The following is a 2,147-nucleotide window of genomic DNA, read 5'->3' on the forward strand; positions in this document are numbered from 1 at the left end:
TTAAATAACTTGCTTTAAAGATTCGCATTAAAAAAGTCCCAGTCTAAAAATAGGCTAGGACTTATTTATTTAGACATTATCTCAAATTTATAGCTTTAATGGATATTAACCTTAATGACTATTAGCCTTAGTAACTATTAACCTTAGTAACTATTAACTTAGAAAAAGTCAATTTTTGAATAAATTAAATATTTAAGGCGTTAAAATAACTTTACGACATTCTTCTTCGCGTTTTTCAAAGATTTCATAACCCTTGGCTGCATCAGATAAATTCATACGATGAGTAATAATTGCTTCGGGTGATAAATCACCATTTTCAATATATTCCAACAGCTGTGGCAAATACTTATGAACATGGGTTTGACCCATTTTAAAAGTTAATCCTTTGTCAAAGGCATCACCAAACAAGAATCCATGGATAGGTCCTGCATAAACGCCGGGAACACTCACGACACCACCGCGGCGAACAGCTGCAATACATTGACGTAATGCAGCACCACTTGAACCTTCAATTTTTAAATTAGTCATTATGGTTTCTATCATACTACCCTTGGCTTCAAATCCAATAGCATCAATTACGCCGTCCACACCGCGATGACCTTTGGTTTGCTCGATAATAAATTCAGCTGCATCCACCTTATCAAAATTAACTGGAATCGCACCATAAGTATCTTTGGCATATTGCAAGCGGTAGTCATTATGGTCAACCATAAATATTTGCTCGGCACCAAGCATTTTGGCGCAGGCTGCTGATAATAATCCGACAGGACCAGCACCATAAATCGCAACCGTTGAGCCTTTGGTGATATTGGCATTGGTCACCGCTTGCCACGCTGTCGGTAAAATATCTGTCAAAAATAAAACTTTTTCATCAGAAAGCGAGCCAGGGACTTTAAATGGGCCAAAATTACCTTTAGGCACTCGCACATACTCTGCTTGTCCACCTGGAACGCCACCATATAGATGGGTATAACCAAATAGGGCAGCTGGTGGTGGAATTATTTTTTTATTAATCGCTGCTCCTGGTCCTGTATTCGTTGTCTCACAAGCGGCCATTAGGTCATGTTGGCAGAAAAAACAACTGCCACAAGCAATCACAAAAGGAATGATAACTCTATCACCTTTTCTAACAGCAGTAACTTCAGAGCCTACTTCTTCAACCACACCCATAAACTCATGACCGAAAATATCGCCCTCTTCAGTGCCGGGCATTTTGCCACGGTATAAGTGAAGATCTGAGCCACAAATTGCGGTAGCCGTTACACGTAAGATAACATCGTCTTTTTCTTGCAGTTTAGGGTCTGGCACATTATCAACCCGAACATCTTTAGCACCGTGATAAGTTAAAGCTCTCATAAAGACTCCAAGTCTCTAAAAAATAAGATGAAGGTAAAAAATAAACTAACTCAATAACAATATTATTTTAATAAAAAAATGTAGATTGAAATTTTTTGTAAGGCTTTAACTTATCTCATCCCTTTAAAACAAACTAATTTAGATCAAGTTGTATCGAGAATGTTGCAGCTTATAATTGATTATAAGGTCATTTTTCACAAATAAATATAAATGCTGTTAAGTCCAGAAATTTTTAAAGTTGATTAAATTTTATTCAACTGATATGAAGCTAACTTAAATTTTATTATGATAATAAATATGAGCGGTATCCAATTAAAAGTTGTATCACTAAATAAGATATAACCAATAAAATCATAGTTTAGGTTCGTTAATGAATTGATTCAAACCCATAAGATTCATAGATACATTTCGTAAAGCTTCATTACACTGATGTATCTTTAATCTATTTTATAAACATTGCATACTTTCTGTTATACCTTTTGTTATAAACAAATAATAAAAATAATACTTTAAAATTCGCTTTAAGGATGTATCTTGAAAAGATTGATATTCGATTTAGATAATACGCTGTCATTTACCTCAAATGGGGATTATGTCAATGCGAAACCCAATATAGATCTGATTGTAAAGCTGCGTCAATATTATGAAGATGGGTTTACTATTATTATAAGTACAAGTCGTAATATGCGTACTTTTGAAGGTAATACTGGCAAAATCAATAAGCATACCTTACCAATTATTATGACATGGCTAGAAAAGCATAACGTGCCTTACGATGAGATTTATATTGG

The 2,147-nt window shown here is 34.6% G+C and carries 2 protein-coding genes; one reads left to right on the forward strand and one right to left on the reverse strand.

All coding sequences use genetic code 11. The features are described from left to right. Positions 1–192: 192 nt before the first annotated feature. Entirely contained in the window at positions 193–1,356 is a 1,164-nt protein-coding gene (locus QZ265_RS10705) for a zinc-dependent alcohol dehydrogenase (protein ID WP_296406028.1), read from the reverse strand. Between the two features lie 534 nt (positions 1,357–1,890). Between QZ265_RS10705 and QZ265_RS10710 the strand changes: the two genes are divergently transcribed. Continuing rightward, the coding region (locus tag QZ265_RS10710) for a capsular biosynthesis protein (RefSeq protein WP_296406030.1) at positions 1,891–2,147 on the forward strand (257 nt) is incomplete at its 3' end.

The organism is Psychrobacter sp. (assembly GCF_018260395.1).
Lineage (GTDB): Bacteria > Pseudomonadota > Gammaproteobacteria > Pseudomonadales > Moraxellaceae > Psychrobacter.

Excerpts from the sequence above, each read along its gene's own strand:
- QZ265_RS10705 (WP_296406028.1), bottom strand. The coding sequence starts at position 1,356 with ATGAGAGCTTTAACTTATCACGGTGCTAAAGATGTTCGGGTTGATAAT.